Annotated in this window: 22 protein-coding genes and 1 pseudogene; 9 read left to right on the top strand and 14 right to left on the bottom strand. The window is 56.8% G+C overall.

Going from position 1 to position 25,387, the window contains the following annotated elements; genetic code table 11:
* The first annotated feature begins 1 nt into the window (after position 1).
* Positions 2-1,162 (top strand): Gfo/Idh/MocA family protein, encoded by a 1,161-nt coding sequence (locus F617_RS0114385; RefSeq protein ID WP_019565766.1) that lies wholly within the window; start codon positions 2-4, stop codon positions 1,160-1,162.
* The gene (locus F617_RS0114380) at positions 1,128-1,793 is read left to right on the top strand and encodes a GNAT family N-acetyltransferase (RefSeq protein WP_081626732.1); all 666 of its coding nucleotides are present in this window, start codon (positions 1,128-1,130) and stop codon (positions 1,791-1,793) included. Before F617_RS0114385 ends, F617_RS0114380 begins: the two co-directional genes overlap by 35 nt.
* Before the next feature lie 519 nt (positions 1,794-2,312).
* On the opposite strand, the pseudogene F617_RS28860 reads toward F617_RS0114380, so the two are convergent.
* Positions 2,313-2,529 (bottom strand): annotated as a pseudogene (locus F617_RS28860) (IS110 family transposase); the annotation flags it as partial.
* Positions 2,530-3,077: 548 nt separating this feature from the next.
* Between F617_RS28860 and nhaA the strand changes: the two are divergent.
* The 3 genes from nhaA to F617_RS0114355 all read left to right on the top strand — a co-directional run bounded on the left by nhaA (position 3,078) and on the right by F617_RS0114355 (position 7,036).
* Entirely contained in the window at positions 3,078-4,283 is a 1,206-nt protein-coding gene (gene nhaA, locus F617_RS0114370) for a Na+/H+ antiporter NhaA (RefSeq protein WP_026330857.1), read from the top strand.
* A 726-nt stretch (positions 4,284-5,009) separates the two neighbouring features.
* Positions 5,010-6,407, top strand: coding sequence for a cache domain-containing protein (locus F617_RS0114360; RefSeq protein WP_019565761.1), 1,398 nt, complete (start codon positions 5,010-5,012; stop codon positions 6,405-6,407).
* A complete protein-coding gene (locus F617_RS0114355) occupies positions 6,404-7,036 on the top strand; it encodes a response regulator transcription factor (RefSeq protein ID WP_019565760.1) in 633 nt (210 codons plus the stop codon). Before F617_RS0114360 ends, F617_RS0114355 begins: the two co-directional genes overlap by 4 nt.
* A gap of 63 nt (positions 7,037-7,099) precedes the next feature.
* On the opposite strand, the gene F617_RS0114350 is transcribed toward F617_RS0114355, so the two are convergent.
* From F617_RS0114350 to F617_RS0114295, 11 genes are all read right to left on the bottom strand, one after another.
* Positions 7,100-8,212 carry a TRAP transporter substrate-binding protein gene (locus F617_RS0114350; protein ID WP_019565759.1) on the bottom strand — a complete coding sequence of 371 codons (1,113 nt, stop codon included), beginning with the start codon at positions 8,210-8,212 and terminating at the stop codon, positions 7,100-7,102.
* A 63-nt stretch (positions 8,213-8,275) separates the two neighbouring features.
* Positions 8,276-9,781 carry a TRAP transporter large permease subunit gene (locus F617_RS0114345; protein ID WP_019565758.1) on the bottom strand — a complete coding sequence of 502 codons (1,506 nt, stop codon included), beginning with the start codon at positions 9,779-9,781 and terminating at the stop codon, positions 8,276-8,278.
* A 17-nt stretch (positions 9,782-9,798) separates the two neighbouring features.
* Complete coding sequence (locus F617_RS0114340) at positions 9,799-10,347, bottom strand: TRAP transporter small permease subunit (protein WP_019565757.1); 549 nt, start codon at positions 10,345-10,347, stop codon at positions 9,799-9,801.
* Positions 10,348-10,965: 618 nt separating this feature from the next.
* Entirely contained in the window at positions 10,966-11,463 is a 498-nt protein-coding gene (locus tag F617_RS0114330) for a GNAT family N-acetyltransferase (RefSeq protein ID WP_019565755.1), read from the bottom strand.
* Entirely contained in the window at positions 11,460-11,756 is a 297-nt protein-coding gene (locus tag F617_RS0114325; RefSeq protein WP_019565754.1) for a DUF1778 domain-containing protein, read from the bottom strand. The genes F617_RS0114330 and F617_RS0114325 overlap by 4 nt, the downstream gene beginning before the upstream one ends.
* 822 nt (positions 11,757-12,578) lie before the next feature.
* On the bottom strand, positions 12,579-13,445 hold the full coding sequence (locus F617_RS0114320) for a galactose mutarotase (protein ID WP_019565753.1): 867 nt from the start codon (positions 13,443-13,445) through the stop codon (positions 12,579-12,581).
* Entirely contained in the window at positions 13,432-14,619 is a 1,188-nt protein-coding gene (locus F617_RS0114315; protein WP_019565752.1) for a galactarate dehydratase, read from the bottom strand. Before F617_RS0114315 ends, F617_RS0114320 begins: the two co-directional genes overlap by 14 nt.
* A 44-nt stretch (positions 14,620-14,663) precedes the next feature.
* Complete coding sequence (locus F617_RS0114310; RefSeq protein WP_019565751.1) at positions 14,664-16,388, bottom strand: ABC transporter ATP-binding protein; 1,725 nt, start codon at positions 16,386-16,388, stop codon at positions 14,664-14,666.
* Positions 16,389-16,396: 8 nt separating this feature from the next.
* Positions 16,397-17,521, bottom strand: coding sequence for an ABC transporter permease (locus tag F617_RS0114305; RefSeq protein ID WP_019565750.1), 1,125 nt, complete (start codon positions 17,519-17,521; stop codon positions 16,397-16,399).
* A 9-nt stretch (positions 17,522-17,530) separates the two neighbouring features.
* Positions 17,531-18,517, bottom strand: a complete 987-nt coding sequence (locus F617_RS0114300) for an ABC transporter permease (protein ID WP_019565749.1) — start codon at positions 18,515-18,517, stop codon at positions 17,531-17,533.
* Between the two features lie 120 nt (positions 18,518-18,637).
* Complete coding sequence (locus F617_RS0114295; protein ID WP_019565748.1) at positions 18,638-20,587, bottom strand: ABC transporter substrate-binding protein; 1,950 nt, start codon at positions 20,585-20,587, stop codon at positions 18,638-18,640.
* A 298-nt stretch (positions 20,588-20,885) separates the two neighbouring features.
* Here F617_RS0114295 and F617_RS0114285 point away from each other — a divergent pair, with 298 nt between their 5' ends.
* Genes F617_RS0114285 through F617_RS0114275 form a run of 3 tightly spaced genes read left to right on the top strand, consistent with a single transcriptional unit; the run spans position 20,886 to position 23,472 of the window.
* Entirely contained in the window at positions 20,886-21,605 is a 720-nt protein-coding gene (locus F617_RS0114285) for a FadR/GntR family transcriptional regulator (RefSeq protein WP_003517195.1), read from the top strand.
* Positions 21,606-21,661: 56 nt separating this feature from the next.
* Complete coding sequence (locus F617_RS0114280; protein ID WP_019565746.1) at positions 21,662-22,543, top strand: SMP-30/gluconolactonase/LRE family protein; 882 nt, start codon at positions 21,662-21,664, stop codon at positions 22,541-22,543.
* A gap of 32 nt (positions 22,544-22,575) precedes the next feature.
* Positions 22,576-23,472, top strand: coding sequence for a dihydrodipicolinate synthase family protein (locus tag F617_RS0114275; RefSeq protein WP_019565745.1), 897 nt, complete (start codon positions 22,576-22,578; stop codon positions 23,470-23,472).
* Between the two features lie 226 nt (positions 23,473-23,698).
* On the opposite strand, the gene F617_RS0114270 is transcribed toward F617_RS0114275, so the two are convergent.
* Positions 23,699-24,118, bottom strand: coding sequence for a type II toxin-antitoxin system VapC family toxin (locus F617_RS0114270; protein ID WP_019565744.1), 420 nt, complete (start codon positions 24,116-24,118; stop codon positions 23,699-23,701).
* On the bottom strand, positions 24,115-24,369 hold the full coding sequence (locus F617_RS0114265; protein ID WP_003517203.1) for a plasmid stabilization protein: 255 nt from the start codon (positions 24,367-24,369) through the stop codon (positions 24,115-24,117). The genes F617_RS0114270 and F617_RS0114265 overlap by 4 nt, the downstream gene beginning before the upstream one ends.
* Positions 24,370-24,752: 383 nt before the next feature.
* On the opposite strand from F617_RS0114265, the gene F617_RS0114255 reads away from it, so the two are divergent.
* Positions 24,753-25,358, top strand: a complete 606-nt coding sequence (locus F617_RS0114255) for a J domain-containing protein (RefSeq protein WP_003517207.1) — start codon at positions 24,753-24,755, stop codon at positions 25,356-25,358.
* Positions 25,359-25,387: the final 29 nt, after the last annotated feature.

Raw genomic sequence — 25,387 nt, 5'->3', positions numbered from 1 at the left:
CATGAAAATCGCAATTGCCGGACTCGGCTTTCGGCTCGCCAATGTCATTGCCTCCTTCCGCAAGGCCTGCCCTGAACTGGAAATTGTCGGCTTGATGGACCCGCAGCCTGCTGGCCTTCCAGCCATTCAGTCGGCAGGCATGGCGGCGCCGCGACGTTTCGAAACCATCGAGGCTATGCTGACGCAGACGAAGCCGGATCTTCTTATGGTCGGCTCGCCCAATCTTTTCCATCTGGAACATATCACCGCCGGATTGCGCGCAGGCGTGCGGGTTTTCACGGAGAAGCCGGTGGTGATCGACGAAAACCAGACGATGACGATGGCGCGTCTGCTTGCCGAATATGGCGATGAAAGCGTTATCGTGGGGCTAGTTCTGCGGTACTCTGACCTTTATCGGGATCTGCGCGCAGCGCAGACGCAAGGTCAAATCGGCGCCATCACGTCGATTGAGGCATCCGAGCATATTGCACCCTACCACGGAGCATTCTTCATGCGGGACTGGCGACGGCATACGCGCTATGCCGGGCCGTTTATCTTGGAGAAATGCTGCCACGATCTCGACCTCTATGGCAGCGTTGTTGGGCAGCGGGCGATGGCCGTTGCCAGCTTCGGCGGCCGAAAGTCGTTTATCGCGGAAAACAAACCGGATCAGTTCTCCGTGTTTCAACAGCGGGAATTCTATAAAAAGCCGAGCGGCTGGCTAGAGGGTGGCGCGGTGTTTGAGAGTGACGGCGATATTATCGACTATCAGACCGCGATTATCGAATATAATGGCGGGGCGACGATGACGTTTCATACCAATCTCAACGTTCCAGATCAGTTTCGCCGCTTCTGCGTGATCGGTAGCAAGGGAATGGCCGAAGGCGATTTCATCCGCAATCGCTTCGAGGTGCACTCTGCAATAACAGGCGAAAAGCTAGTCGAGCGGCGTTACGAGGGGCACGAAAGCGATCACTATGGCGCAGATGATCAGATGGCCTCGGATATCTACAGGCATCTGACCGAGGCCTCTCCGCTGCCCGTCAATATCGTCTCAGCCTTGGAAGCGGGGCTCGTGGCAATCAAGATTGATGAGGCACGCCGTGTCCGGCGCACCATCGAACTTGCTGAAACCTGGCAGCGCTTCGATGACGCGCTTCGCACCCCGTATGTGGCTGCCTGAGGCCGCGAATATGACCATGCCAGCGTCTTTATCATCCGTTACCATCCGCAAAGCCCGACCGTCCGATGAGACGGCGATCCTCGACATATGTGTGCGCACTTCAGATCAAGGCAAAGACGGATCACAATACTACTCTGACCCGAGACTTCCCGGACTTTTATGGGCGCTGCCCTATGTTCGCTTCTGCGCAGAAACTGCATTCGTGCTGACGAAGGATGACGTCGTCATGGGCTACTGTGTCGCCGCACCCGATACGATTGCCTATGAAAATTGGCTCGAGGCCGCATGGTGGCCGTCCTTGCAGGAAGAGCTCCGCGATTTCGAAACACGGACAGTAGATGATGAGAACGTTCTTTCCTATATTCGAAGCGCAAGAAAGACCCCGGCTGAGGTCACGCGGCCCTACCCCGCCCATCTGCATATCAATCTTCTTCCTGAGATCCAAAATGGCGGCCATGGGTCGTCGCTGCTGCGACATCAACTGGATTCTTTGACGAGGTCTGACGTAAGAGGCGTCCATCTAGGCGTTAATCAGTATAACGAAAAGGTCGTAGCATTTTACGCCAAATTCGGCTTTGTGGAAATTGACCGGACACCATCGATCGTGATGGCGAAGCGACTGATTGAATGAAATGCTTAAAGCGCGTCGCGATCTCTAACGTCGCTCTTCAAGCTGTAGCGCCTTTTGTTTTCTTTTGTCGAAGCTCTAGGATAACCAAAACTTTTCCAGAAATGATTTTCATGACGAGCTGGCTTTTATAGTCCACTCCGTTTTGCGACAAAGCGTCTTTTCGCCTTGAAGGCAGTCGAGCCGTGAAACTCGCTATTCAAAAATCGGCCTGTTGATAGGATACGAACGCCGCTCATCCTTCCTGGCATCAACGGTGTATTAAAGTTAGAGGACTGAACTGATGGGGCTGTCTAATCGCAGCTGGGGCGTCAAGATTGAATTTGTCTGAAGATCGCTGCCGGGTGCATGGTAGTCTTCGCGGTCGACATCAGTCGCCGCATGATGGAGCCACGCAGCACGAGCCTTCGATGTGGACGACGCATTCAGCTGCGAAAGCGATGCAACCCCATCAACGGAATGGCACGGCTCACGTCCCGGCAGGGCCGCTTCAAGCGCTCAGTTATTGAGCGCTATCAGGTACTATTTGGTCATGCCCGCAGTCGGATTGAAGAACTCTCCGGTTTTCAGCATGGTGTGCACGGTGACAGCTAGCTTTCGCGCGACAGCCACGGCAGCTCTTTTAAAAGCTGATCCCCTCTCGCAGCTGAAGCCCCCGTGTTCGCAATGAACTCTGTTTGGAACTGCGCGTGAGAACGACCGAAGCCGCTTCGTATAAGAGCCCGCGCAAATGGCGGTCTCTGAACCGCACCGGAGGTCGGTTCCGAGTTTTTGAGAGCTGTCGTTCTGGCACATCTTCTCTCGTCTCGCTGCATAAGTGGATACAGGGGACGACTCATCAATCGGAAGGCTCACGATCAACTGTCAGATCTGACAAACTCTGCCGAAATATTGGATGGGAATAGATGGGGAAATGGAATTTCTAAAGACGGCGACTGTCCGGATCACGCCCGAAATCCTGTCTCTAGTCGCTGAAATTGACGAATTCAAAGGTGCTCGGCGTGCGGTCGGCCAGATCGCGCCTGAGCGGTTGTCCAGCTTGAGACACGGCGTCGATGCCACCCAACACCACACAACTTGGCAATTCCGTTGAAAAGCCCGAATGACACTCCGTGAGCCGTAAGATCGCGCAAACGATGCGGTTTTTTGATTACGGCCTCGGTTTTTGTGGAAACCTTATCAGAGGTTTAGTATAAAGCTGGCCTACAGCGCGTGCTGCGTGCGCTGCGGGTTCCCCCGAAATCCACGGAGACTAAGATCAACTTCCAGCTAAGGGAGCGTGAACCTGTGTCTTCGACATCAAATCCAGGTCGCATTAATTCCACACTTCGCAAGTTTCTCGACAATGAGGCCTCAGGTGGCCTTGTTCTTATGGCCGTCGCGCTTTTGGCGATCATCACGGCCAACTCACCTTTGGCTGAGGATTACTTCCATATCTTGTACGTCTACATCGGGCCTCTCAACCTCCAGCACTGGATCAACGACGCCCTGATGGCTGTGTTTTTCCTGATGGTTGGACTCGAGATCAAACGTGAAATGCTGGACGGCCAACTCTCCACCTGGAGCCGCAGGGTCCTGCCCGGTGCTGCCGCTGCAGGCGGCATGCTGTTTCCGGCGCTCTTCTATGTTCTTTTAAACCGCGACAACCCGGCAGGACTTCAGGGATGGGCGATCCCAACCGCGACCGACATTGCATTCGCTCTCGGTGTCCTCTCACTGTTCGGATCACGTGTTCCGGCGTCGCTGAAGATTTTCCTTGCGGCGCTTGCTATCATTGACGACCTCGGAGCGGTCATCGTTATTGCTCTGTTCTACACGGCAGATCTGAACCTTACTGCTCTCATTGGCGCTGCTCTCGTTTGGGGTAATCTCTTCATTTTCAACAAGATGAAGGTGAAGGTACTGTGGCCGTATCTGGTGGTGGGAGCTGTACTTTGGCTGCTCGTCTTTGCCTCAGGCGTTCATGCGACGCTTGCTGGCGTCATGCTGGCATTGACGATCCCTTTGAAGCTTACCCCTGGCACGCCAGAAGCAACGCCAGAAGAATCCCCACTCCATCGCCTTGAGCATGCGCTGCACAAGCCTGTTGCGTTCATCATCGTGCCGATCTTCGGCTTCGCTAATGCTGGCGTTTCGCTCTCCGGCCTTAGCTTGTCGGTATTCAGCGAGCCGCTGACAATGGGAGTTGCAGGTGGTCTCGTGCTCGGCAAGCTAGTCGGAGTACTTGGCGTCGTCACATTACTGGTCAAGCTTGGGCTTGCACAACTTCCTGCGCAGGCGAGCTGGGGTCAGGTTACGGGCACTGCTCTTTTGTGCGGTATTGGCTTCACGATGTCTTTGTTTATTGGCTTGCTCGCCTTCAACGATCCCTCTGTTCAGGATCACGTGAAGATCGGCATCCTGATGGGATCACTTGTCTCAGGTGTCGCTGGGGCGATTATTCTCACTCTATCGAGCAGGCGTCAACCGGCTGAAAACCAGCTGAGTTGCTAGACAATCAAGTGACGGCTTAACGGAAATATTACCTGCGTCTCGGGCCTCTGACCCGAAAAGGGTCAAGCCGGCATTGAGCGCCGAGATCGAATTTCGCGCCTCAACTGCTTACGGCAAACTGAAGCGTACCTCCTGCAAAGGCTTGCAGGAGGCGCCGGACAATGCCGATTTTTGCAGGCTGAATTAGCGGTAAGGTCCGAGCAGGCTTAACAAGCTTTATTTGGTCGCAACGGCGCAAGTGCTTGTCTGGCGTGCTGCCTGTTTCGTGGACACTGGAATTAAGGTGTTTCTAACGGAGTTGGAGCCCGCGAATACAATGAAAAAATTCAGTCGCGGCACGCGCCCGGAAAGGCGATCATGATGCGTCCAGGACCGGCAACAGTCGGGCAAGGACAGTCCGATCAAGCGCGGCCAAGATCGTCGCTTCCGGCCGTTTGGCAGGCAGATCTCGAACAACCTGTTGCCTTCACGCAGCGGCGGTGACGCCATCTCGAAAGCTGCCACAGGCGGTGGCCGGTTGACCCGGAACCACCTGAAATATCTGATAGGTCAATATATCGGCTCATTTCGATGATTGTGACCTTACATCAGAGTTGACAATAGGCTGACGTCCTTCACGTGCCCAGTGCTATGCTCTATCCCTGCAATCACCTCCGACATGCTCGACTTGCCGCGCGAACTATTGTTAGGTGATGGTGCGTCAGAGCGAATGTGTCGGAGGGCCGCATGAGACTCAGAAACCAGATCCTTGCGCTGGCCATAGGGCCTCTAGTGCTTGCGATCATCATCATCACGGCACTCATAACATGGCAGTCAATGACGCTGGCGCGCACCAGTATCGACGCGTTTGAACGAAACATGCTTGCTGCTAAGGAGGCGGAACTCCTCAACCTCACCAATCTTGCCCTATCTGCTATCCGCTCCGTTTATGACAAGGCCGGGCCTGGTGACGACGCAGCAAAGGAAGAGGTCAAGCGCATTTTGATGGACCTTGACTACGGCACGGACGGCTATTTTTTCGTCTATGATTATGACGGGTTGAACGTCGTTCATCCGCGGCAAAATTTCCGTCCGGGTAATAATTGGCTGGATCTTTATGATCCTGACGGCAATCGGGTCATCTACGACCTGATCCTCAAGGCAAAAGAAGGCGGGGGGCTTGTTCAGTACAAGTGGGAGAAACCGTCGACCCGGAAAACGGCCGACAAGCTGTCCTTTGCGGCCGGTCTCGACAAGTGGCGCTGGATGATCGGGACAGGAGTTTATCTGGATGACGTTTTTGCAGCGACCGCGGCGGCCAAGGAAGAATTGCGCCATTCCATCACCTGGAATTTTCTGATCGTTGCGCTGTTTGCAGTTCCTGCCGTGCTGTTGGTGTTTGCCACCTGCATGCTGCTCAATCTGCGCCAGCAGAGGATGGCGGATGGTCGGCTCAAGGAATTGATGCAGCGGGTGATTGATACACAGGAGGAGGAGCGCCTGCGCATTGCCCGGGAATTGCATGACGGCATCTCTCAAAATCTTGTCGGCGTGCGTTTCGCAATCGATCTTGCACGGCGCAAGGTGACGCCGGACAATGTCGGTGCTGTAGAGGCTATCGGCAAAGGGGCGGCCGCACTGACCGAGGCGATCAAGGAGGTACGTCGTATTTCACACGACCTGCGCCCACGTGTTCTCGATGACCTGGGATTGACCGCGGCTTTAGAAGCACTGATTTCAAGCTTTTCCGAACGCACCGGTATCGCGGCAACGCTGGAATCGGTGGCCTTCAAGCACATGCTAGTTCCGGAAGCCCGTGTCGCCCTTTATCGTGTCGCGCAGGAGGCGCTGACCAATATTGAGCGTCATTCGAATGCGACGCGGGTCACCATCAGGTTCTCCAGCCGGGATGAACGCGTGCAGATGATCGTCAGCGACAATGGCCGCGGATTTCCGGCCACCCGCGAAGAGAGCGAAATGGCGACCGACAAGGGGCTTGGCTTGCGAAACATGCAGGAACGCATGACCCATTTCGGGGGCAGGCTTGATGTGGAAAGCTCTGCCAAGGGAACGGTTCTGCGAGCGGTCCTGCCCATGACGGCTATGAAGGACCGCGGCCACCGTGTGCAGGAGGCTGCGGAATGAACGATCATCCTATCCGGGTTCTTCTTGTCGACAACCATCCTCTCATCCTCGACGGGTTGAAGGCGGTGCTCGAAACGTACGAGCACATCACTGTCGTTGGAACCGCAGTGTCTGCCGTGGCGGGTATTGACGCGGCTGTGGCCACGCAACCCCATGTGGTGCTGATGGACATCAACATGCCCCAGATCAATGGCATCGATGCACTCGAACTGTTCAAGGAGAAACAGCTTTCAGCGCGGGTGCTGATGCTGTCGATGCATGATAGCCGGGAATATATTTCGACCTCGGTGATGTATGGTGCCGCCGGCTATATCCTGAAAGATGTGGCTACCGAGGAAATAGTGGCAGCCATCGGCACCGTTGCGGCGGGTGGCACCTATTTCTCGTCAGGAGTCCGGGACGTGCTGATGGAGAGCGCCACTGGCAGGTTGAAGGAACTCACCACCCGCGAGCAGGACGTTCTGCTACTGATTGCAAGGGGAAAAAGCAACCGCGACGCCGCTGTGGCGCTGGATATCGCCGAGAGCACGATGGAAACCCATCGCAAGAACATCAAGCGGAAACTGGATATTGCGACGACCGCCGGTCTTATTCGCTATGCGATAGACCACGGGCTCATCAAGGAATAGCGCGATGGGATCGAGGCCCCGCGAATGTTGTCACCCGGGGGCCTCGACATCAGTTATGCCAGCTTATTTGCCGGCAGTCTGCATCGCATAGCCATAGCTGTCATAGGTATATTCGGCGACGCGGAACCATTCATAGCTCTCGTCGCGGAATTTCTTCCAGCCGGGATATATTTTGGCCCATGCGGGATGTTTCTGCGTATACTCGTCATAGAGTTCGAAGGTTGCCTTATAGGCGGCGTCGAGCACGTCCCGGGGTAACGGGCGAAGCTGCGTGCCCTTCGAAACGAGCGAGCGGATCGCATCCTTGTTCTTGACGTCGTAGAGAGCCTGCATGTTGATGTTGGCCGCCTTGCAGGCGGTGTCAAGCGCTGCCTTGTATTCGTCAGGCAGGGCCGCATATTGATCCTTGTTGACGAAGAAGTGAATCGTCAGACCACCCTCCCAGAACGCTGGATAATAATAATAGGGCGCGATCTGGTAGAAACCGAGCTTTTCGTCGTCATAAGGGCCGACCCACTCCGCAGCATCGATGGTACCACGTTCCAGTGCTGGATAAATGTCGCCGCCCGGAAGCTGCTGTGGAACGGCGCCAAGCCTCGCAAGCACCTGCCCGGCGACCCCGGCAATTCGCATCTTGAGGCCCTTGATATCCTCAATGCTTTTTATCTCCTTGCGATACCAGCCCCCCATCTGGGCGCCCGTCGCACCACCAGGAATTCCGATGACGCCGTAGTCGGACAGAAATTCATTATAGGCCTCGTTGCCGCCGCCATGGTAAAGCCATGCGTTCTGCTGACGGGCATTCAGACCGAAGGGGATGGTCGAGCCGATGGCGAATGTCGGATCCTTGCCTGTGAAATAATATCCGCAGGTATGGGAAATTTCCACCGTGTTGGCCTTAACGGCATCGATGGCCTGTGCGCCGGGAACAATCTCTCCGGCCTGAAAGACCTGGATGTCGAACTTGCCACCCGTCATGGCCCTCAAGGCATTCGCCATGACAACGGCACCGCCGTAAATCGTGTCGAGATTGTTCGGAAAACCTGACGTCAAACGCCAGCGAACGTTCGGTGACGATTGAGCTATTGCCGGTGTTGCAAGCGTCGAAGCAGCCGCTGCCGCTCCCGCAAGCACACCGCCCGACAAGAATTGTCTGCGGCCTGGATTATCCTTCATAGTTTTACCTCCTCCTGTTGAATACGGGTGGCGTGGTCGGGCGCTTGCCTGCCCGATCAATCGTCACGGTGTGCTTGGCTTGCCGAAGCTCGGTGCCGTGTTGCCGGGCGCGAGGAACGGGTTGGCGAAAGGATCGGCGTCCGTTCCCGCGCCGGGCATGGGTACGTTGATATGAACGGCAGAAGGATCGGCCACCTTGGCGCCCGACTTGTAGTGCATCACGATGCCGGGGAACGCGATGATGATGATGACCATGGCGAGCTGGATGAAAAGATAGGGAATGGCGCCGAGATAGATCTGGCTCGATGTGATTGGCTGGATCGTCTGCCCGGTGATGCGATCCTTGTAGGCCCTTGTCGGCGCGACGGACCGCAAAAAGAACAGCGAAAAGCCGAAGGGCGGGTGCATGAATGAGGTCTGCATATTGACCGCTAGCATGACGCCGAACCAGATCAGATCTATGCCAAGCGCATCCGCGACCGGAGCCAGAAGCGGGATGATAATGAAGGCCAGCTCGAAATAATCAAGAAAGAAGGCCAAAAAGAAAACCAGCAGATTTGCGACGATCAGGAATCCGATCTCGCCGCCCGGAACCGATGTCATCAGATGCTCGACCCAGACATGGCCGTTCACGCCATAGAAAGTCAGGGAGAAGACTCGCGCGCCGAGCAAGATGAGCAGGACGAAGGACGACAGTTTTGCCGTCGCGTATAGCGACTGCTGAATGAGGCCCAAGTTGAGCTTGCCATTGGCGAGCGCAAGGGCGAGTGCGCCCACCGCTCCCATGGCGCCACCTTCCGTGGGCGTGGCGATGCCGAGGAAGATCGTACCAAGCACGAGGAATATCAGGACGAGCGGCGGAACCAGCGAGGTGATCACCTTCAAAAGCAATTTGCTGCCCCGCAGGGTGCGTGCCTCCAAAGGCAGTGCAGGCACTTTTGCCGGACTGATGATCGAGGTCACGATGATGTAGAGCGTGTAGGCACCAACGAGCAAGAGACCCGGAACGAGGGCGCCTTTGTACATGTCCCCTACCGAGCGACCGAGCTGGTCCGCCAGCACAATCAAGACGAGGCTTGGCGGTATGATCTGCGCCAGCGTGCCGGAAGCTGCGATTGTGCCGGCGGCGATTTTACGGTCGTAACCGTAACGCAACATGATCGGAAGAGAGATGAGGCCCATCGAAATGACCGAGGCGGCGACAACGCCGGTGGTGGCCGCCAGAATAGCGCCAACGAAAATCACCGCGAAGGCAATGCCGCCACGTACTGGTCCAAACAGCTGGCCGATCGTATCCAAAAGGTCTTCCGCCATGCCGCTCTTTTCAAGGATCAGGCCCATGAAAGTGAAGAAGGGGATGGCGAGCAACGTCTCGTTGGACATCTGACCGAATATGCGATCGGGAATGGCCTGAAACAGGGTTGCCGGTAGCAGGCCGAGTTCGATGCCGATGAAACCGAAGAAAAAGCCGACAAAAGCCAGAGCAAAGGCCACCGGATAACCCAGCAGGAGCACGATGATGAGCGCCGCGAACATGATCGGGGCGAGATTTTCCGCAAGGAATGCCATTGTTATTTTTCCTTCGATCAGAGCATTGCCGCTTCGGCGTCCGCCGCTGCAACCGGATCAGGAATATCGCCGCGCAGGATAGCGACGCGCTTGATGAGTTCTGACACTCCCTGCAAGGAGAGCAGGCTGAAGCCGATCGGTATCAGTGCCCAGACCGGCCATTGGATTAGGCCGCCCGTATTATTTGATACTTCACCGGAGGCGAACTTCTGCAGGAAGACCGGCCAGGAGAGGTAGACCGTGATGAGGCAGAAAGGCAGGAGGAAGAAGATCGTCCCGAGAATGTCGACCCACAGTTGCCCTTTGCGCGGAAGATTTCCGTAGACTAGGTCAACCTTCACATGCTCGTTGTTAAGAAGCGTGTAGGCGGCAGCAATGAGGAACACCGCAGAGAACAAATACCACTGTGATTCAAGCCAGGCGTTTGAGCTCATAGAAAACGCCTTGCGCATGATCGCGTTGATGGCGCTAATGAAAATAGCCGCTAGAAGCAGCCAGGAAATTGCTTTGCCAATTGCTGAATTGGCAGCATCAATGGCGCGCGAAACGGCCAGTAGAAGTTTCATGATATCCTCCCCGGACGCGGCCGCGTACTCCTCAATACACATGCTGCCGCTATCGTTCGGGCAAGATATCAATGGCGGCTTCTCGCTCAAGGGCTGTCGTCTGTTAACTTCTTCAGGCATACCGAGAACTGGGTATGCAGGTTCAAACAGAGCAAAAATACAGTGGCATTCCGTGAAGAAACACCGTGTCCAGGCCTGTAGCTTTAATTGCACTCGAGGCAGCCCTGCTGGCGAATCTTCACCTTCAGCCATGTCGAGTGGAATCTGCGATGTCACTTGATTGGGTCCCCGCATCGGGCAATTTTAGGCCGCTTGGCGATGACCCTGTTGATGAACGACTGGCCCGGGATCAGCGACCTGTGTAAGAAGTACGTCGGGGCCGGATTTCCAAATGCGAGATCCAAGATAACTTTGGGCCTCAACAAGAGGGCGTCGATGGCACACCCCAGGCGGCTCGAACTCTAGCGCGGGTAGACGCTGTGATTGGTTCGATGTCGCACGTTGTTAAAGGGGTACGAACCCACCGCACGTCATTTGTTGTCAGACTTTCTGGAGCAGTTCCATTGGCTTAGAAACACAGTGGAATGGACTCAAACGAAAATTATTGATGAATTTCGTTTAGGTGTTCAGCGCGTTATTGAGGTCGTGCAAACCGACCATCAGCATCATGGGATCGGACGGAGAAGACAGGAAGCCGACGGCTTCGTAGAAGGCTCGTGCGTCATCAGAAATCGCATGGACCAGCACGCCGCGGATCCCGAGCACTTCAGCGGCATTCAGCAGGCGCAAACCCGCGTCGCGCACCAATGCCCTGCCGATACCACGCCCTTGACAGGATTGATCAATGGCGAGGCGGCCAAGCACTGCAACTGGGATTGGATCAGGCATATTGCGCCGAAAGCGACCAGGCACTTCCGGCGGTTTCACGGAGCCAGAGGCCAGGGCGTAGTACGCGATGACGCGGCTCTCGTCGCAAACGACAAAGGTCCGCGACGCGCCGCCTGCTTGATTGGCCCGGGCACGGCGCCGAAGCCAGTCGTCCAGTTCAGGTACTCCAGAATTGAATTCGGCCAGTTCGTGATGATCGGCCAGGGGGACTGGTGCGCTGAGAGTCACGCCTCATCCCAGGGCGCTTTGGTCGACATCGTGCGCTTTAGACGCTCATTGGGCTGAGCAGGCGCATCGAGACGGGCAAGATATTCGGCATAAATTTCGGGGCTTACCGTGACGATTGTACGGTCGAGCAGCACCTCCTCCGCACGGCGCTCGGAAGCTTCCAACATGAAATCTGTGCGCGTTTTGCCGAGCAACTCTGCGGCGCGATCGATCAAGTTGCGAGTGGCAGGTTTAATGCGCATATTCAGCGGCACACTTGCGTCCGGGCTCTTACCCGTGTGTGAGGTCGGCATGGGAAACTCCTATCCAAGCCCATTTATATAGCGTAACGACATTATCTTTACAAGCATCGTAAAGACAATGTCGTTACATTCGCCTGCGGACGAGCGCACGACAGACTCCGGCTTGAAGCATAACCTCATGGGATGTTGTCACGTTAAGTTACCTAGGCCGAGAAAGGCAGCGGCTCGAATTTTCAAGCGATGCAGGCAGCAACTTTCGATCTATCGAACGCTTCGAGGCGGTAGCGAATTGTTTTTGCGGCGCGGCGGCGGGCGGAAACAGAAAAGCGATGTGGGTAGCGCAGTGCATAGAAACGAACCGTTGCAATACTCCGGGCGATCGGCGACCCTGCAGGGTTCGTTCTCGTTTCGAAACGGCATATGGCTGTTCTCGGCCCGATTGTTGAAGCTCTTGTGCGACCAATTGTTAAGGCCGGCAGCCACGTCCGCATTTGCCGCACTCGTAGGAGCGCAGCTTGTCAGTGATGATCCGCTAGGGAGCAAAACTACAGCGCTTCATCAAAGACACGAGTAGGCGCTCGGCCTCCCTTTTGTCACGTCGCTTCTGTAAAATTTCTTCGAGAACGACGCCATCCTCATCGACTGCGCGCCCAATCCAAAACGTTGGCAACGGCAAGCCGGTTAGCGTGACAACACCTCTTGACGGGCTAAGGCCACTAGGCGCTGCAGGAGGCATACGCCGCCGCTCGGAAGACGTTGATCGCCAGGGGATATCCTTGAGATAGGAACGCATAACCTTACTGATTGTGCAGGATTCAGGACAGGCGGAGCGCCCGGAATAGCCGTTATGTGCGTGAGGCACCTACGCCCCTGTCAACTTTCAATAGAAAGCCTGATACACCCAGACAGTCGTTGACCCGGCGAGATCGTTTCGACGCCGCGGCCATTTCGCTCTGGTTCCGGTAAGCCAAGCGCTCCGGCGACCATGGAAACGGGTTCAAGACAAAGATAGCGGTCCATACGGTGGGCAGCGAGATTGCTAAAAACGGGATCCGCCTCGAGCAACAGTGAAAAACTGCCAAAACCGATGCGCGCATATGACCAGTCGGTGAAGTGCAAGGTGTATCCCGTCGTAGAAGGAATGGCAGGTTTCGAGCGGGGCACCGCTTGCTGGCCGGTTGGCACGTTCTGCACATCGAGGGGATATTGCAGTTTGGCATCGGTGCTGGCGTCGCAGCCCAGTTCTGCCGAAAAATAGGGATGCCAGCCAAGCGAAACCGGCACAGGCCGGTTTTCCAGATTGGTTATCGACAATTCCACCGTCAAACGGTTGCTTTCAAGCATAAAAGATTGTTTAGCGCGGAAGGAGAATGGCCACTCAGCATCCGCCTTATAGTCAAGCACCAGCGTGCACTGATCGGCCGCCAGGCTGGAAATATCCCACGATCGTCGGTGAGCAGGTCCGTGCATGGCATCAGGCGAAAGGACGGGATGTGGAAGAAGGTCGTGGCGGATATCCGCGTGAACGAATGAGCTGCCATATAACCTGTTGTGGTAAGGAATGAGCGGATAGGCACCTGCCCTCGGCCAGTTGAACGGGTCAAAAGACTCCCCCGCTGTCGGCACCAGGATATCGCCGTGATCCTCGTGGTGCAGATGCGTCATCCTTCCACCCCAGGAAGGGCGGAGGCGGGCCGAAAGCTGCCTGAAGGCAATCGTAACCGTTTCAGGCAAAAGCATATGAGCCATCAGGCCGTTTCGGCACGCGTCGCTGCCAGTGAACATAGCCATCTTCCTGCATGGCCTTTTCATCCATCTCGACTCCCCAACCCGGTCGGTCCGGCCTCAGTTCCAGGTATCCATCCTTTGGCAGATAAGGGTCGACAACATAGCGCGTTTCATCCTCGCGTTTTTCGAGGTCAGTGCCACCATAAACATAGCATTGCCCCTTCGGCAGCCTGTATTCAAGAATACGGAAATTCTGCTGGGCGGCGGAGAAATGCACGTTGACGGCGGTGGCGAGCGGTCCCATCGGGTTGTGCGGCGCGATGCTGACGAAATGCGCCTCTGCCAGCGTGGCGATGCGGCGCATTTCGGAAATACCACCGACAACGCAGATGTCGGGTTGAATGATATCGGCGCCCCGGACTTGCAGAAGACGCAGGAAGTCATTGCGGTTGTAAAGACTTTCACCCGTTGCCAGCGTGCAGTTCAGCCCCTGCTTCAGGTCTCCCCACATCTCGATATTTTCCGGACGCAACGGCTCTTCGAAAAATAGCGGATCGTAAGGGGCAAGCGCATTACCCAGTTGACGAGCGGCAGCAGGCTCGAAAATCTTGGCATGCGCGTCGAAGGCAATATCGTAGTCGGGCCGCACGGTTTCGCGAAGCGAGCGGAAATATTCGGCCGAACTGCGCACCACCTCACCCCAGCGATGGGCGTGAATATCGACGCGCCATGGGCTTAGCTTGAAGGCTGTGAATCCCCAGTCTTCGTTGAGACGATCGAATTCTTCCCTTGCCGCCGGCGCATCCGGTGCCGTGTAGACGCCGGCGTAAACCTTGATACGATCACGCACTTCGCCGCCCAAAAGCTTGTACACAGGCACGCCTGCCGCCTTGGCGGCAAGGTCCCAGAGGCAATGGTCAAGCGCTGAGATTGCCGAAAGACCAAGTGCTCCGGGCGGAAAGCGGTTTTGTTGGAGGAGGAGATTGTAGAGATACTCGACCCGAGTCGGATCCTGTCCGGCAAGGAAGCCGTAGAGATAATCCAGAACCGGGGGCAATGCGAGATCGGGGCCGTGATTGTAGCATTCGCCCCAGCCGGCCAAACCGTCATCGGTATCGAGAGCGACGATAACGCGGGGGCGGTCCTTGTCGCGGGTAACGAATACCCGCATGCGATCGATTTTCATGCTTTGGTCTTCCTCTTGAATTGCGAGAAGCAACAGCCGCGCTGTTATCTGGCAGCAGCTCCGTTCTTGATCTCGGGCGGCTCGACGTAGCGGAACCTTCTCGTGCGGTCGCGGTCGCGCGGATCCGGGCGCGGAATGGCCGACAGAAGTGCCTGCGTATAAGGGTGATCCGGTGCGTTGCAGACTTTTTCGGCGTCTCCCACCTCAACAAGCTTGCCGCGATACATCACTCCGACGCGGTCGCACATGTATCTGATGACGCCGATGTCATGGCTGATGAAGATGTAAGCCAGGCCAAGTTCGTCCTGCAGCCGCATGAGCAGGTCCAGCACCTGGAAACGCACCGAAACATCGAGCGCCGACGTCGCCTCATCCGCAACGATGATGCGCGGCCGGAGCGTGATGGCGCGGGCGATACCGATGCGCTGGCGCTGGCCGCCGGAAAAGGCGTGCGGATAACGCTCACGTCCGGCAGGGTCCAGACCCACCTGCTCCATCAGGGCGCAGACGCGCTCATCCAGCTCCTTGCCTTTCGCAATGCCGTTGACCAGCAGCGGCTCGCCGATGACCTGTGCCACCGTCATGCGCGGATTGAGCGAACCGAACGGATCCTGAAAAACCATGCGCAACTCACGCCGCGCCGCTTTCAGCTCCGCACCTTCGATTTTGGCAAGATCGACCACCGTGCCATCCGCCCGGCGATAGCGCATCTCGCCCCCGGTCGGATCGTAGAGGCGCATGATCGAGCGGCCCATGGTGGTCTTGCCGGAGCCGCTTTCGCCGACGATGCCGAGCGTTTCGCCCGGAAGCAGCTTGATCGACACGCCATCCAGCGCCTTCATCTCACCGAAGTGCATCGAGAGGTCGTTCACTTCTAGGATAGGCGCCGCGGCAAGATCGAGCGGCGGGCGGGCAAGCCGGATTTCCGCCTTCTGCTCAAGCTTCAGAACCGAGCCGATCAGCATGCGCGTATAGGGGTCTTGTGGATTGTGGAATATCTCATCGACAGTGCCATATTCCTTGGCGACGCCGTGATGCATGACCAGCACGTCATCGGCAATCTGCGCCACCACGCCCATGTCGTGGGTGATGAACAGCACCGCCATGCCATGCGCCTTTTGCAGCCGCGATATCAGGTCGAGGATTTCGGCCTGCGTCGTGACGTCCAGCGCGGTAGTCGGTTCGTCGGCGATCAACAGTTGCGGTTTGCAGGCCAGCGCCATGGCGATCATGGCGCGCTGGCGCATGCCGCCGGAATATTGGAAGGCATAACGATCCAGCGCCTTTTCGGGGTTGGGAATTTCCACCTGTCGCAGCAGCTCGATGGCTTCCGCCCGTGCCTGCGCCTTGCTCATCTTCAAGTGCAGCCGCAGAACTTCGGTGATCTGATCACCGACGGTGTGCACTGGCGACAGCGACGACATCGGCTCCTGAAAAATCATCGCGATGTCTGCGCCGCGCACCGAGCGGATGGCCCGGCTGCGCGGATCGAGCTTTGCGAGATCCAACGACGTGCCGTCGGCACGGTTGAGGATGATCGACCCGGAAGCGATGTAACCGGGGCTGTCGATGATCTGCAGGATCGAGCGGGCGGTGACGGATTTGCCCGAACCGCTTTCGCCCACAACGCAGAGCGTCTTGCCGGGATCGATGGAAAAAGACAGATCGTTTACCGCGCGGAAAATGCCGTTTCGCACGGGAAATTCGGTTACTAGATTGCGGACGTCAAGCAGTGGTCGGTCTGGCTTCATGGAGAGAATATCGCTCATCCGGGGCCTCACTTGTTATAGGGGTCGGCTGCGTCACGCAGACCGTCACCGAGCAGATTGAGCGCCATGACGGCAACGACAACAGCTACGCCGGGCAGGAACAGCCACGGCGCGGTTGCGATCGAGCGTATATTCTGCGCCTCGCGAAGCAGCACGCCCCAGGAAATGGTCGGCGGCTGGAGGCCAAGACCGAGGAAGGACAGCGAGGTTTCCGCAAGGATCATCGCCGGAACCGCAAGTGTGACCGAGGCGATGATGTGGCTCGAAAAACTCGGCAGCATATGGCGGAAAATGATGCGCCCTTCCGGCACGCCATCCAGCCGGGCCGCCGCCACGAATTCTTCCGTCCTCAATGACAGGAACCTGCCGCGCACGACGCGGGCAAGCTGCGCCCAGCCGGTCAAGGACAGGATGATGGTGATCATCATATATTGCAGCGTTGCCGGCCAACCCTGCGGCAGGGCAGCGGCAAGCGCCAGCCAGATGGGAATGGTCGGCAGCGACAAAACGAAGTCGATGACGCGCTGCATGACAAAATCGATGCGGCCGCCGTAATAACCGGAGATACCGCCCAGAACGACACCGAGAAGCAGCGAGAAAAACACGCCGACGAGACCGATGGACAGCGAAATTTGCGAGCCCTGTATTACCCGGCTGAAAACATCACGGCCAAGGCGATCCGCGCCGAAAAGGAAGAGCGGTCGGGTCTTGTCGGTCGAGGCCAGCAGATGGATATCCGTGGTGAACAGGCCAAGCACCGAATATTCGTAGCCGCGACCGAATAGCTGGATCGGGATTTTCTTGGCCGTATCTTCGACGAACACCGCCGCCAGCGTTTCAGGATCGCGCGTCAGCTTCAGCGGATAATAGTGCAGACCAAGCGAGAGGCCGTCCGTCGTATCGATGAAATGCACACGTTGCGGCGGATGGAAGGTGGCGCGCGCATTCTGCAGAACCGGATCGTTGATGGCGAAGAAACCTGGAAAAAGCGCGACGATATACATTGCGATGGTGACGAACAGGGCGGCCATGGCCAACCTGTGGCGCTTGAACGCCCACCAGATCAGTTGCCATTGCGAGGCGACGGCAGCGCGGTCCGGCCGGGTATTGGTGGTGATGGCGATATCGCTCATGGCGCCCTCCTATTCGAGACGGATGCGCGGATCGACCAGCGCAAGAAGGATGTCGCTGATGAGTGATCCGATCAACGTCAATCCGCAGATCAAAAGCACAAAAGCGCCGGCGAGATACATGTCCTGCGCCATCAGCGACTGCAAAAGCAGCGGCGCGGCCGTCGGCAGATTGAGCACGATAGCAACCACAACCGAGCCTGAAATGAGATTGGGCAACAGCCATGCAATCGTGGAAATGAATGGGTTGAGCGCAATTCTCAAAGGATATTTCGTCAGCAGCCGAAACTCGGACAATCCCTTTGCGCGCGCGGTGGTCACGTAGGGTTTGGGTAATTCGTCCAGCATGTTTGCGCGCATGACGCGGATGAGGCTTGCCGTGGAGGACACCGCGAGGATCGCAACTGGTAGCCAGATGTGGGCCATCAGATCCATCATCTTGGCGATGCTCCACGAGGCAGTCTCGTACTCCGCCGAAAACAGCCCTCCGACATCGGCCCCAAATTCCACCGCCGCGAGATACATCAGCACCAGCGCCAGAAGGAATGACGGTATGGAAAGGCCGAAAAAGGAGAAGGCGGTAAAAAGATAATCGCCGATCGAATATTTGCGCACGGCGGAGAAGACGCCAATCGGAAGTGCGATGGCCCAGGTTGCGAGAAGGCTTGCTATGGCCAGAACCAGCGTCAGCGCCATGCGCTCCCAGATGAGGCCGGAAACGGGCTGCTGCCATTCGAACGAAATGCCAAAATCGCCGCGACTGATGATGCCCCATATCCATTTGAGATATTGCACGATCATCGGGTCATCGAGGCCGAAGCGCTCTCGCAGTTGCGCCGCCGTATTGTGGTCTATGACTTCGTTGGACGCAGCAAGCGTGGCGATGTAAGTCGTCACATAGTCACCGGGTGGTAGCTGGATCAGTACAAAGGCAAGAAAACTGACGGCGAACAGGGACGGTATCATCCACAGCAGGCGTTTTACGATAAATAGCAGCATGACGTTCTCGCAATCACGTTTTACCACACGCGCCGCCATCCACTACGAGACGGCTTGCGGGTGGTCGAAGCAACCTGAGAGGCGCCGCCGCATTGATGAAGCGGCGCCCATGTGGCGGTGTCAGCTTGTGAAGGTGAACTGTTGCGGCAACGCCGGGCCGGGGTTGGGCCATGACCAGCTGTCGGGTTCTTTCTCCGGCACGTTGCGAAGGTTGTTGCGGATGATACCGAAACCACCAACGGCAAGGCAAAGACCGATCGTCTCGAACTCGTCGGCCGCGATATCGAAGATTTCCTTCATCTTCTCGCCTCGCTTGACAAGGTCGGCCGTCGAACGCGCTTCATCGAACAGTTTGAAGCGCTTCTTCTGGCTTTCCGGCGGCTCTTCCCCCTTCTGCCCGTTGGATGTGTACCAAAGCGCCCACGGAATGGCGTAGCGTGACCCCTGCGGGTGGAACGCGAAGAAGTCACGCGGGTCGAGCATCGGATCGAGACCGCCCGGACCCGGCCAGACCGCCGCATCATGGGCGTTATCATCGCCGCGTGTGTAGTACAGCGCGCGTTCGATGGTGTTGACCTTGATATCGACGCCGATTTGCGCCCACTGCGCCTTCACCAGTTCCAGCGCATCGACCAGATCGGGATAGAGTGTCGGGATCACATCGATCGAGAAGAAAATCGGCTGGCCGTCGGGCCGGAGCCGCATGCCGTTGCCGTTCTTTTTGTCGTAGCCGGCCTTGTCGAGAAGATCGTTCGCCTTGGCGACATCGTATTCGGTGTTCTGACGCGCCAGCTTTTCGTGATACCAGGGATGTGTCGGGCGCGGCCCGGCCTGATAGCCCTCGCTCTGGCCGAAATAGACGATGTCGATGATTTCCTGGCGGTTGAGCGCGATGGACAGCGCCTGACGGAACGACTTGTCGCCGAACATCTTGCGCATCTCAGGGTCTTTGTGGGTGATGTTGAGGTAGATCTGGCACTGCTGCGCAGCCGATGGCACCAGCGTCAACAGACGATAATCGCCCTTTTTCATGTTCTGCGACAGCGTCGGCTTGTTGGCGAGAACGCTGATATGGCGTTCCTGAATGTCGATCTTGCCGGAGATGACGTTCAGCATCAGCGATTCGACATCCTGCGAAATGCCGAAATTGACTTCGTTGATATAGGGAAGCTGGTTGCCTTCCGTATCGACCTGCCAGAAGTAAGGATTGCGTGTCATGACCACACGGGTCGCGCCGCCGGAATAGGGTTCCTTGACCACCCACGGGTCGAGCGTCGGCTTGTCGACATTCGACCAGCGCGACGGAATTTCGATGTCGCCGCACTTGGCGCGGAACAGTTCCGTCCAGCTAGACACGCCAGCCGCCTTGACGTCGGCATCGAGCGCCGTGTTGTATTTCGGCAGAAACTTGCTGCAATAATGCTTGGCAAACAGCGTCGGATGCTGGCCGAGCGGCGTGGCGAGGTTTTCCAGATAGAGCGCGTTTGGCGCTGCGAATTTGAACCTGACCGTGAAATCATCGACTTTCTCGACATCGACCGCCTTACCGGCGACGGAGAGCTGCGCCGGGGTAGCGCTGTAAAGCTCCTTGTTCTTGATGCAGTCCTCGATGGCGAACACCACGTCATCTGCGGTAAAGGGATGTCCATCAGACCATTTCGCGCCCTGCAACAGATGGAAGGTGAACTGCGAGGCGTCGTCATTGACCTCCCATTTCTCGGCAAGGTTGGGCAGAACTTCGGTGAAATCCATGTTCCAGCGCACCAGCCCCTGGTTGCCGACCATGCGCAGGATGCCGTTATGGTCCGACGAACCGCGCAGGCCGCGGCGCAATGTGCCGCCATAGGTGCCGACCTTTTCATGCGGCGTCACCACCATCGGGTTTTTTGGCAGACGTTCCGCCAACGGCGGCAGTTTGCCGTCTTTTACCAAGGCTGCCAGCTCCGGCGCTTCCTTGCCGGCAGCAGCCAGGGCCGAGCTCCCGATGACGGACACGGCGGCGACGCCGCCAAGCCCAGCCATAAAGGTTCGGCGCGTCACGCCCAGTGAAAATTTATCGCCATCGCGCATCGACTATCCTCCCAAAAAATCACCGGCAGCGACACAGCTTTCACCGAACCGCAACAGCCTCCCGGCCAGCCAGCACACCGATCCTCCACCGGCAGGCAGACCATATGGGCGTTTTCAGATGATTACAAGTATTGACAGATTTTTACATATTTTTTATTCGTAGACCGGTTTTCACGATCAGGTTTGAGGAAAGAACCGGCACGACAGTAACCACGTTCACGAAAACCCCGGTATTTCTGTTGCGATTGAAATGCAGGAAACCCATTAACTTCAGCGATTTGCAACGGAAGGGCTGCTGATGGACAATCAAACCGCATCCGCCGCCGCTCGAGGCGAGACTCGCTTGAGCGACATCATCTACGAAAAGATCATCGGAATGATTTCTGATGGGCGGTTTCCCGTGAACGAGCGATTGCCGTCGGAGCAAAATCTGGCTTCCCTGTTCGGGGCTTCCCGGCCTGTGGTGCGCGAAGCGCTGGAGCGGCTGCGCAACGACGGGCTTATCGTTTCGCAGAAAGGTTCCGGCTCCTATGTGCGCCAGCAGCCGGATTCATCCGTGTTGCAGCAGGTTCCTGTCGGCTCGCTTGCCGATGTGCAGCGTTTCTTCGAGTTCCGGTCCGGCCTTGAGTCTGCAGCCGCCGAACTTGCAGCACGCAGTTGGCAGGCTGCCGACAAAGCCCGCATCGAACAGGCCATTACCGCGCTGGAACAGTGTCTTGCGCGCAACGATCTTGGCGCGGAGGAGGACTTTGCCCTGCACGAAGCCATTGCGAAAGCGAGCCATAACCAGTTCCACATCACCGTGCGGATCTGGTTCAAACCGCATTTCGCGATCGGCCAGTCGGTGACACGCAGCCTCAGTCTCAAGCGTACGCCGCAACATGTGCGCGAGGTACAGAACGAACATACGGCAATCGTGGAAGCGATTTTTGCGCGCCAGGAACAGGCCGCGCATGACGCAATGAAAGATCACATCCTAAAGGCCCGTGCCCGCATGTTTCAGGGCGTCGGCAGCTAGAACCGTTTTTTCAACATTTCAAAAGGCGAGCCATACAGGGCAAGGGAAAATAATCAGTGATCCAGCCACGCATCATAGAGCCGAAACTCCGCTCTCTCATCGACACGCCGTTGAAGGTCGGCGAATCACCGGCATGGGATGAGCGTACCGGGAATCTGTGGTTCGTCGACATTCTCGCCCCCGCCATTTTCTGCCTGCATCCGGGCGGCAAACTCGAAAGATACGAAATGCCCGCCCAGGTGGGGTGCCTCGGTCTTTGCGACAATGGCCTTGTTGTGGCGGGCCTCAAGACGGGCGTGCACCTTCTAGACCCCGCAAACGGCGCGCTCGAACTGCTGTGCGATCCGGACGAAGGACGAGCAGACAGCCGTCTCAACGACGGCAAGGTCGGCCCCGATGGCCATTTCTGGGTGGGAACCCGCGACGAGGCTGCCGTGCAGACAGGAAATGCCCGCCTCTATCGTATCGCGCCAGATGGCGGCGTCGAGCTTGTCATCAATGGCGATATGTTCACATCGAACGGGCTTGCCTGGAATCTGGACGGAACGCGCATGTATCATTCCGATAGCAGCGGTCTGATGTATCAGGCGTTCGATTTCGATGTCGCGACGGGCAGGCTCGGTCCAGCCGAACGCCTGCACGATTTCGCACCCGACGAAGGCAGGCCTGATGGCGCGGCGACCGATTGCGAAGGCTGTTACTGGAGCGCCGGCGTTCAGGCCGGGCGTCTCAACCGCTTTTCGCCGGAGGGCGAACTCTTTGAGATATACAGGTTGCCGTTCAAAGGGCCGACCATGCCATGTTTCGGCGGCCCGGACCTCAAAACGATCTATCTGACGAGTCTTGTGACCGAAACGAACGGAACAACCACCCCAGGTACGCTTGTTGCGTTTGATGTGCCTGTCGCGGGCGTAGCCGTTCACAAATTTTCTATCTGAAGATGCCCTTTGATTTTTAAGGAAACCAGTTGATGACGACATTCGATTTCCGCCAGGCTCTGCACGGTATTTCCGGCGTCCCCGTAACGGCTTACGAGACAGACGGGGAAGTCGATATAGCTGTCACCATCGAAGCCTATGCCCGTGTAGCAAAGGCGGGCATCCACAATATCGTTGCTGCGGGCAATACCGGCGAGTTTTACGCGTTGACGCCCGCTGAAATTTTCAAGGTCTACGAAGCTGCGATTGAAGGGGTGAACGGGCAAGCCCCCGTTACTGCAGCGATTGGACGCTCACAGCGGGAGGCCCTGTCCATGGCGCGTCGGGCCAGGGAGATGGGCGCGTCTGCGGTCATGTCCCACCAGCCGGTTGACCCGTTCGCAGCGCCGCAATCACAGATCGACTATTTTATCGGCCTGGCTGAAGGTAGCGAATTGCCTCTCGTAGCCTATGTCCGCGCCGACGGGTTCTCGGTCAATGACATGGTCAGACTATCGAGCCATCCGAATGTCGCAGGCATAAAGTTCGCGACGACGGATATTATGCTTCTGTCGCGTGCGATCGCCGCTTCCGATCCTGACGGCTCACTTTACGTGTGTGGACTGGCAGAAAGCTGGGCTCCCGCCTTCTGCGCCGTCGGAGCCCGCGGTTTCACATCCGGTCTCGTCAATGTCGCACCGCAATTTTCCCTGCAAGTTCATGATGCACTGATGGCCGGCGATTTCTCGACCGCACGTAAGATCGTTGAAAAGATCGAGTTGTTCGAACGGCTGCGGACACGATACCGGAACGGCGCCAATGTGACTGTGGTAAAGGAAGCGATGCAGATACAGGGCCTTGCGGTTGGCCCAGTTCGAGCACCAGGACTCGCCCGTCTGGACGACGAGGATCGTGCAACACTTGAAGTTCTGCTTGCCAGTTGGCAATGACAGAAGCCCCATTCCCAACTGTGGAGACACACTACGATGCCGATGATGGCACCCAACCCATCTGCGGAATTATGCGCCTAACCGGCTCGGTTGCGATGAACAAACAATGCCTTGCGTCACGCCATTTCCTAATACATCTCGCTGCGAGAGGCGCTTATTATCTCTAAGTCACCTTTGAAAGCGCTTCAGAATATATGACCTTACGATACCCAGATGAACATTATGGTTATCTGGACCAGGGATTGATCACTTTCACCCCGGCAGCCTCGAAAGGGCTTGTATCGCGAGTTGAGATCGTGAGGCCATTTGCAGCCGCTGTGGCTGCAATGTAGCCATCGGCCGTGCCGATCGCTTTCCCAGACGCTCGAGTGCGTGCCATCAGTTCAGAGTAGAACTGAGAAGTAGTCAGATCGAAGGACAGGATGCGGCCGGAAAAGTGTGGCAGCACCTCGCCCTCGAGACGGTCGCGGAGGATAGTTTGCCGTCTGCCTGAAGGCATAGCAGCAATTCCGAAGCGAAGTTCCGCAATCGTTATTGCGGAGATGAACAGCGTTTCGACAGCTTGGGCGTCCAACCAGGCAATCACCGCCTCGTCCGGAACCGGTTTCCAAGGTTCGGATATGACGTTGGTGTCAAGCAAGATCATTCGAAGGTCATCGGCTTAGCAGGTGTCTTGTCGCGACTTTTCTGAAGAGCTTCAACGTCGCTGTTGGAAAGCTCGGCGTCGCGACCAATGGCCGCTAGCAAGGAACCGAGCTGAATACGTTCCGGAGGACGAACAGCCGCTTCAATAATGGCACGGATCTCGGCCTCCGTGCTCCGGCCATGATGAGCCGCTCGCACCCTCAGAGCGCGATGTGTTTCTTCAGAAAGGTTACGAATGGTGACTGCCGGCATTGATATCATCCTTGGAAAAATGATCTCTTTGATATCAAAATACCAAGAGTGATGCTAAAATTCAAGAGTATTGAGTTTCAGCAGGATTTGACCCGTTTTTCCATTTCGCGGCCGACAATCCGTCGAGAATACCGCAACCACGAGCTATCGTCTTCTCGGGAAGATCTATGCACGCCTTGCGAGAATGATTGTCGAGCGGGCGGGGTTTTCAGCGAGACATGAGCGTGACCCGAAATTTTCCATACTGGCCATTTCCAAATGGCCAATTTCCAAGAAAACAGTGCTTCCCCCGGTGAGGCTGGCTATCGCGCATGCTGTCCGTGTGATCGAGATTGGACGTGTCTGATGTTGCCCTAGGGGTCTTCCGCGTCCATATAGTTCTAATGACGCATGATTCGAAAATATTCGTAGGTCTTCGATCCGCTCGCAAACGCTCGCCATCGCCCAGCCAAGCCACAGGCCCAAAATGCCAATGGGACGGGTGTGAAAAGAGCGGTACTCACCGTGCGCCGGTGGGATCGGGTGCAGAAGGTCTTTACCTCTTATTCTGCCTTGAGCATGTGACTGACTACAACAAGGGTTATAGTTTTACGACGCCACCCTCCAATGCCGACGTCGCCCGTTACCAGAAAGAAGCGACGACGGGTGCGCGCCCGACCTGGGGTAAGAGGGTGAGCGCGGCGACTGAAACTCCGTTACCGTCTTCAGTTCGTTCAGGCTCGGCAAAAACGCTAAATGCTCGCAAAGCCGATCGGCAGGGGCAATCGCGGATCGGCGCCCAACAGAGAAAGCTCAAGGTACTGGAAGCCAAAGCTTTCGAAACACTCGGCCTTTCTTCCCAAGCGACATCCCAAGAAATCAAGAGCCGCTATAAGGAGAGGCTCAAAATGCACCATCCCGACGCCAATGACGGAGACCGCAATTCTGAGGATGCACTTCGAAGCTCGATCGAAGCGTATCGAATCCTTAAATTGAACGGTTTTTGCTAAAGCCTGTTTAAAGGGGGCTTACGATCCCT

This window comes from Agrobacterium sp. 10MFCol1.1, assembly GCF_000381165.1.
GTDB lineage: Bacteria > Pseudomonadota > Alphaproteobacteria > Rhizobiales > Rhizobiaceae > Agrobacterium > Agrobacterium tumefaciens.
The sequence above is the reverse complement of the archived record's forward strand: the minus strand, read 5'-3'. Positions and strand labels throughout refer to the sequence as shown.